Here is a 7,001-nt window from a genome sequence, read left to right as displayed (position 1 = left end):
GGCGGGTTGCTGAACACGAGTGTGGCGGGGGCCGGCTAAATCGGCAATGAAACTTCTGCAACGCCGCAATCCCAAGGCCGCCAAGCCCTGCACGAATTGCAATAGAGGCGACGCAGATTTTTCGTTTGACATCACCCCGCCGGCGGGTAAGCTTGGTCGGGTCATCACCCACTAGATGTTGGGTTGATGTGAAAAGCGTCCCCAAGCAGTAGGGTTTAGTGCTCGGGGTGCAAGCACCCCAACGGAAGGCGTGCAATGACCGCGACAGTGATGCAGACAACCGGCAGTTCCCGGAATCCCCTCATCCCGCCGACAGGCGCGTAAGTACGCGCCTGCGCGTCGTTGTCTTTGCCGCCCAGCCTGTTTGGGAACAAGTTGAACGCACCGCAAGGTGCCCCAGGAGAATTTCCACAATCATGAGTACGGTGCGTCTGGAAGTGGTCAGCAATCAAACCAAGTCGGACATGATCCCTCTGCAACCTGCCTCGCAGGACATCTGGGAAAAGAAGTACCGCCTCACGACCAAGGCGGGCGAAGCGCTGGATGCCGATATCGATGGCACCTACCTGCGCGTGGCCCGTGCCCTGGCTGACGCCGAGGCCACCGACGACAAGCGTGCCTACTGGTATGAGCGTTTTGCCTGGGCCCTGCGCCGTGGCGCCATTCCGGCTGGCCGCATCACCTCCAACGCCGGCGCGCAGCAGCACAAGCCGGCTACCAGCACCATCAACTGCACCGTGTCGGGCACCATTACCGACTCGATGGATGGCATCCTGGAAAAGGTCCACGAAGCCGGCCTGACCTTGAAGGCCGGCTGCGGCATCGGCTACGAGTTCAGCACCCTGCGTCCGCGCGGTGCCTTCGTTGCCGGCGCCGGTGCCTACACCTCCGGGCCGATGTCCTTCATGGATATCTACGACAAGATGTGCTTCACCGTGTCCTCGGCCGGTGGCCGTCGCGGCGCGCAGATGGGCACCTTCGACGTGTCGCACCCGGACGTGAAGGACTTCATCCGCGCCAAGCGCGAAGACGGCCGCCTGCGCCAGTTCAACCTGTCGCTGCTGATCACCGACGGCTTCATGGATGCGGTCAAGAACGACGCCGACTGGCAGCTGGTGTTCCCGATCAACACCAAGGAACAGGCCGAAGTCGACCAGAACGCGACCGACCTGGTCTGGCGCGATTGGCCGACCCACGAGAACTACATCGTCCGCGATGACGGCCTGGTGGCCTGCAAGGTGTACGGCCACATCCGTGCCCGTCACCTGTGGGACATGATCATGGTCTCCACCTATGACTACGCCGAGCCGGGTTTCATCCTGATCGACCGCGTCAACGAGATGAACAACAACTGGTGGTGCGAAAACATCCGCGCCACCAACCCCTGCGGCGAGCAGCCGCTGCCGCCGTACGGCGCCTGCCTGCTGGGCTCGGTGAACCTGACCAAGTTCGTGCGTGACCCGTTCACCGACAAGGCCTCGTTCGACTGGGACGAGTACAAGGAAGTGGTGCGTGTGTTCACGCGCATGCTCGACAACGTGGTCGAAGTGAACGGTCTGCCGCTGGAACAGCAGCGCAACGAGATCATGCGCAAGCGCCGCCACGGCATGGGTTTCCTCGGCCTGGGCAGCACCATGACCATGCTGCAGATGAAGTACGGCAGCACCGAGTCCTGCGAGTTCACCGAAGCCATTGCCCGTGACATGGCCGTGGCTGGCTGGGAAACCGGCCTGGAGCTGGCCCGTGAAAAGGGCGCCGCCCCGATCATGGAAGAGCAGTTCGCGGTCACCGCCGCCATGCTGCGCCAGCGCCCGGAAATGAAGAAGGACGGCTGGAAGGTCGGCCAGAAGATCGCCGGCAAGGTCCTGCACGCCCGCTACAGCCGCTACATGCAGCGCGTGGCCACGGTGGCCCCGGAGCTGGTGGAAGAGCTGGCCACGGTCGGTTCGCGCTTCACCCACCACAGCTCCATCGCCCCGACCGGCACCATCAGCCTGTCGCTGGCCAACAACGCCTCCAACGGCATCGAGCCCTCGTTCGCGCACCATTACAGCCGTAATGTCATCCGCGAAGGCAAGAAGTCCAAGGAAAAGGTGGACGTGTTCTCCTTCGAGCTGCTGGCCTACCGCCAGCTGGTCAACGCCAAGGCCATGCCGTTCTCCGACGAGGCCGATGCCAAGCTGCCGGACTACTTCATCAGCGCCGACGACATCTCGCCCAAGGAACACGTGGACGTGCAGGCCGCCGCGCAGAAGTGGGTGGACAGCTCGATTTCCAAGACCGCCAACGTACCGACCGATTACCCGTACGAGCAGTTCAAGGACATCTACCGCTACGCCCACGAGCAGGGCCTGAAGGGCTGCACCACCTTCCGTTTCAACCCGGCTGCCTTCCAGGGCGTGCTGGTCAAGGAAGCGGACCTGGAGAACACCACCTACCGTTTCGAGCTGGAAGACGGCCAGACGGTGGAGGTCAAGGGCAACGAACAGATCGAATACGACGGCGAAATGCACACCGCCGCCAACCTGTTCGACGCCCTCAAGGAAGGCTACTACGGCAAGTTCTGAGTGCCTTCATTGCCCGCCTGGCGCCTGCGCCGGGTGGGCATGACGGTGGTCTCACCGCCACCGGGTTGTTGCGCGCTTGTTTCACGTTGCATCGGCTTCGATATAGCATCGCCAACGTTAAAAGACCCGATGCCCTGAGGAGGGCTTTATGAGCAATGGTAATGGTGTGACCGCGACCGTATCCCAGGTTGCCGAGAACGTGAAAGAAACCGCAGCCAACGTCGGCGAGACCATCGCCGCGACCGCCAGCGAAGCCGTGGCCGCCGTCAAGACCGGCGCGCACAAGGTGGAAGCCGGTGCCAAGAAGCAGGTGGCCAAGGTCAAGAAGGCAGTGAAGAAGGCCGAGAAGGTCGTGGTCAAGAAGGCTGCTGCTGCCAAGAAGGTAGTGGCCAAGAAGACCGCCGCTGCCAAGAAGGTGGTGGCCAAGAAGACTGCTGCCGCCAAGAAGGAAGTGACCAAGAAGGTCAGCGCCATGCGCCAGAAGCTGGAAGCCGCCAAGGCCAGCGCCCAGGCCGAAGCCGCTGACCTGAAGAAGAAGGGCGCCGGCAAGCGCGCTGCTGCCAAGAAGGCCGTAGCCAAGGCCGAGAAGAAGGCAGCCGGCAAGGTCGCCTCGGCCAAGAAGACCGTGAAGGCTGCCGAAAAGAAGGTTGCCAAGGCCGTCAGCAAGAAGGCCGCTGCCACCAAGAAGGCAGTGAAGGCCACCGAGAAGAAGGTCGCCAAGGTCGTCGGCAAGAAGACCGCTGCTGCCAAGAAGGCAGTGAAGAAGGTTGAAAAGAAGGCCGCCAAGAAGGTCGCCGCCGTCAAGAAGACGGTGAAGGCCACTGAAAAGAAGGTCGCCAAGAAGGTTGCCAGGAAAGTAGCCGTCACCAAGAAGACGGTTGCCAAGAAGGCCGCTTCGGCGAAGAAGACGGTTGCCAAGAAGGCCACCGCCGTGAAAAAGGCCGTCAAGAAGGCCACCCGCAAGTAAGCCACACCGCGCGCCCCGTCCCACAGGGACGGGGTTGCTGCCAATCCGTATAGCAACGCATAACCAGGACTCGCACCATGGCCGTCAAGATCGACAAGAAAATCAAGGGCTATTCCGTCATCACTCCGGACGACAAAGCCCGTGAAGCCGCTGCGGTGGCCAAGGCCGCGGTCAGCGTGGCGCCGGTCGAGTCCGTGACAGACAACATCGTGCACATGCACGAGCGCATCGAGCGCCCGGAAGTGCTGATCGGCAGCACCTACAAGATCAAATCACCGTTGGTGGAGCACGCCTTCTACGTGACCATCAACGACATCGTGCTCAACCAGGACACCGAGCACGAGCTGCGCCGCCCGTTCGAGATCTTCATCAACTCCAAGTCGATGGAGCATTTCCAGTGGATCGTGGCGCTGACCCGCATCATGTCGGCCGTGTTCCGCAAGGGCGGCGACGTCACCTTCATCGTTGACGAAATGAAGGCCGTGTTCGACCCCAAGGGCGGCTACTTCAAGGCCGGTGGCGTGTACATGCCGTCGCTGGTGGCCGAGCTCGGCTCCATCGTCGAAGACCACATGAAGTCGATCGGCCTGCTGCACGACCCGGAAATGAGCGCCCACCAGCGCGCCCTGATCGCCGAGAAGCGCAAGCAGTTCGAAGACCGCTCAAAAAAAAACAGTGAAGTAACCGCAGCGCCGGCGCAAAGCGCCGCGCTCGCCCCCTCCCTTTCGCAAAGCGAAGGGGAGGGCCGGGGAGGGGTAGCTTCTGAGGCTTTCGTCCTTGAAGCCGACCCCGAAAGCGCCGACAACGGCAGCTTCCCGGCCGCCGCCACCATGTGCCACAAGTGCAGCACCAAGGCGCTGGTGATCATGGATGGCTGCCAGACTTGCTTGAATTGTGGGTATAGCAAGTGCGGGTAAAAATTAGTTTTCCGCAGAAATAAATACTGGACGGGCATTGGCAATGCCCGTTTTTTTTATCTCAGGGAGGGGGTGTGAGGTATCAACATTCCGATGTGGACAGGAAGAACATAGAGAGGTTTTCAAATGATGTTAGTCGATGTTCTTTGAAAAGTATTACCTTGAGAAAAGGGGCGATAAGGGCGCTTTCAAAATTTAATATCCAGTTTAAATACCCTTTGTCAGCTATATCGGGGCGAAATGGTAGTGGTAAATCAACAGTTCTAGCGCTCGCTGCATGCGCTTTCCACGGAAAGCCCACCGGGTGGCGCCTTCCTGGTCGAACATTGCCGTACTATCGATTCTCTGATTTCTTTGTGCAGGCGCATGGTGAGGTGCCTGTTGACGGAATTGAGCTGAGATATGGCATCCATTATGATCAGTGGAAAGCGACTGAGAACATGCCGGATGGGAAGGGCATGGGCTATCAGGTGCGAAAAAAAATAAGGGCGGAAAGTGGAACGACTACGATGCTAGGGTGAAGAGAGTGGTGGCTTACTTTGGAATCGATAGGGTTGTCCCGCCCAGCGAGAAGAGCTCTATCGTCAATCAACGTAGGTACTTCATATCTCCAAATAAGAAATCCGAAGTCGAAGATGATGCCAAGGATTCGGTGAGTCGGGTTTTGGGAATTAGGTATGATGACCTTGAGCTGAGAGGGGGAGGGGCCTATAAGCTTCCTCTAGTAACCAAGCGGGGGCATAGGTACTCTGGTTTCAATATGGGGGCCGGGGAGCAGGCGCTTTTTGCGCTTTTTTTGGCCATTCATAGCGCATCAAGAGCGTCTTTGTTTGTAATTGATGAAATAGAATTGGGGCTGCACGAGGCTGCGCAAAGGCAGCTTGTTCATGAGTTAAAGCAGGTGGCGCTGGATAAGGCGCACCAGTTTATTTTTACAACTCATTCCCCTGTGGTTTTGGAGACGCTTCCTCCTGAAGGCCGGTTCTACATTGAGAATTCTGAATCGGGGGCTCAGGTTATAGAAGGCATATCTCCTGGGTTTGCTGCTGGACGGCTCTCAGGGCTGCCTTCGTCTGAGGTTTGCATATATCTGGAAGATTCTTCTGCGCATATTCTTCTTAATTCTTATCTTGGGATGGAACTGCGGCGCAGGACCCGAATCTGTGAAGTTGGGTCAAATAGCGCAGTTGTAGCTCAGATGGCAGCTAGATTTATCGATGGAACGCAAGATGAAGAAGTGCTCTGTGTTCTTGACGGTGATCAACGGGCTGCTAGTACAGCCCACGTCAATCGTTTTTTGGGTCTGGTTCCTCAGAAGAGGAAGGAAGATGCGAAGTGTTGGTTCGAAGCGCGGCTTAAGTTTCTGCCTTCTGATATGCCGCCAGAACGATATGTACTCTCGCGAGTACGAGAGAGCCACCTCGATGCTTTCTCGAATGTTTGTGAAGTAGAGCAGGATCAGGCCCGCGATATTCTCGATCGGGCGCTATTGATGGGTGACCATGGGGAGCTGTATTGGGTTGGGCAAGATCTTCTCAAAGAAGAGGTGGATGTCTGGAAGGACATCTGCCGCGTCCTTGCGAAGGAGGAGCCTGATGCGCTTGAGGAAACAAAGATTGCTTTGTCTGAACTGCCTGGGTGAGCAAGGAGACGAACGAGGACAGGTTCACTTCGGTTAAAGCAAGAAGGTTGGGGGGGACTTGTGGGAGTGGCGTGAGCCGGGAAACAGGGGACAGAGTCGGGTGCAGATTTACATATGTAGCGAAGGAGCGAACGTATGCAGAGTGAGATCGACGAGAATGATCAGGCTAGAGAGCGATTGGAGCGCATAGCGAACGGAACCCGCTTGTTGCACGATGCTCTTAACCCTTTATGGGAAGAGTTACCTGAGCATCAAAGCAAGCGGACATTAGCTGTCCGTGGCTTTGCGAACATCGTCAGGCAGCATGCCATGTCGCAATGGCTGCTTGTCCAGCGCGAGTTGGACCTATCCGCAACAGCACTGGTTCGCCCTACGTATGAAGCCTTGATTCGGGCGATATGGACCATGCGTGGAGCTGAGGATGCGTGGATTGAAGGCTTCTTTGCTCCCAAGGAAGAAGCCATCCTGTCGGATGCTGAAACGCGAAAAGGGCCGGACGTTGCGGCGATGTTGGATACCATATCCCGCTTCCATCCGGCCGATATCCACAAGCCCCTTGTGGAGCTGAAGGAAGCAACATGGCGAGGAATGCACTCTTATGTGCATGGAGGTATCAGGCCCGTCGTGCAGAGCTTTGCTTCTTTTCCGCATCATGAAGTTGGTTCATTGCTCATCAACGCCAACGGTATGCTGCTCCTGGCAACGAATGTAGTCCGCATGGCGCATGGCTTGCGCTCACCAATGCTTCCGACATTGCAGCGCCAATTTTCCGATTGCCTGCCTCCAGCAACCGGCGATTAGTGAAGAACCGGGGTCAGAGTCGGGTTTCCGCTCTGGCCCTCGTTCGCTAGGTGGTTGGCATTCTCGAATCAACTGGATCGGTCGGAGCAGTGACGTAGCCCGGGTAA

At 58.0% G+C, this 7,001-nt stretch carries 6 protein-coding genes; all 6 read left to right on the top strand.

Annotated elements, in window-relative coordinates; all coding sequences use genetic code 11:
* The first annotated feature begins 416 nt into the window (after nt 1–416).
* Complete coding sequence (locus ABB27_RS01805; RefSeq protein ID WP_057626512.1) at nt 417–2,567, top strand: adenosylcobalamin-dependent ribonucleoside-diphosphate reductase; 2,151 nt, start codon at nt 417–419, stop codon at nt 2,565–2,567.
* A gap of 148 nt (nt 2,568–2,715) precedes the next feature.
* On the top strand, nt 2,716–3,534 hold the full coding sequence (locus ABB27_RS01800; protein WP_057626511.1) for a hypothetical protein: 819 nt from the start codon (nt 2,716–2,718) through the stop codon (nt 3,532–3,534).
* Between the two features lie 77 nt (nt 3,535–3,611).
* Nucleotides 3,612–4,451: a TSCPD domain-containing protein gene (locus ABB27_RS01795; RefSeq protein WP_057626510.1), complete on the top strand. Its 840-nt coding sequence runs from the start codon at nt 3,612–3,614 to the stop codon at nt 4,449–4,451.
* 74 nt (nt 4,452–4,525) lie between these two features.
* The gene (locus ABB27_RS20460; protein WP_425477463.1) at nt 4,526–4,972 is read left to right on the top strand and encodes an AAA family ATPase; all 447 of its coding nucleotides are present in this window, start codon (nt 4,526–4,528) and stop codon (nt 4,970–4,972) included.
* 5 nt (nt 4,973–4,977) lie between these two features.
* Nucleotides 4,978–6,093 (top strand): AAA family ATPase, encoded by a 1,116-nt coding sequence (locus ABB27_RS19180; protein ID WP_152984383.1) that lies wholly within the window; start codon nt 4,978–4,980, stop codon nt 6,091–6,093.
* 135 nt (nt 6,094–6,228) lie between these two features.
* Nucleotides 6,229–6,894 carry a DUF6988 family protein gene (locus ABB27_RS01785; protein ID WP_057626508.1) on the top strand — a complete coding sequence of 222 codons (666 nt, stop codon included), beginning with the start codon at nt 6,229–6,231 and terminating at the stop codon, nt 6,892–6,894.
* The last annotated feature ends 107 nt before the right edge of the window (nt 6,895–7,001 follow it).

Source organism: Stenotrophomonas terrae, from assembly GCF_001431465.1.
Taxonomy (GTDB): domain Bacteria; phylum Pseudomonadota; class Gammaproteobacteria; order Xanthomonadales; family Xanthomonadaceae; genus Stenotrophomonas; species Stenotrophomonas terrae.
The sequence above is the reverse complement of the archived record's forward strand: the minus strand, read 5'-3'. Positions and strand labels throughout refer to the sequence as shown.

Coding starts and splice junctions, on each gene's coding strand:
- ABB27_RS01805 (WP_057626512.1), top strand. CDS start 417: ATGAGTACGGTGCGTCTGGAAGTGGTCAGCAATCAAACCAAGTCGGAC.
- ABB27_RS01800 (WP_057626511.1), top strand. CDS start 2,716: ATGAGCAATGGTAATGGTGTGACCGCGACCGTATCCCAGGTTGCCGAG.
- ABB27_RS01795 (WP_057626510.1), top strand. CDS start 3,612: ATGGCCGTCAAGATCGACAAGAAAATCAAGGGCTATTCCGTCATCACT.
- ABB27_RS01785 (WP_057626508.1), top strand. CDS start 6,229: ATGCAGAGTGAGATCGACGAGAATGATCAGGCTAGAGAGCGATTGGAG.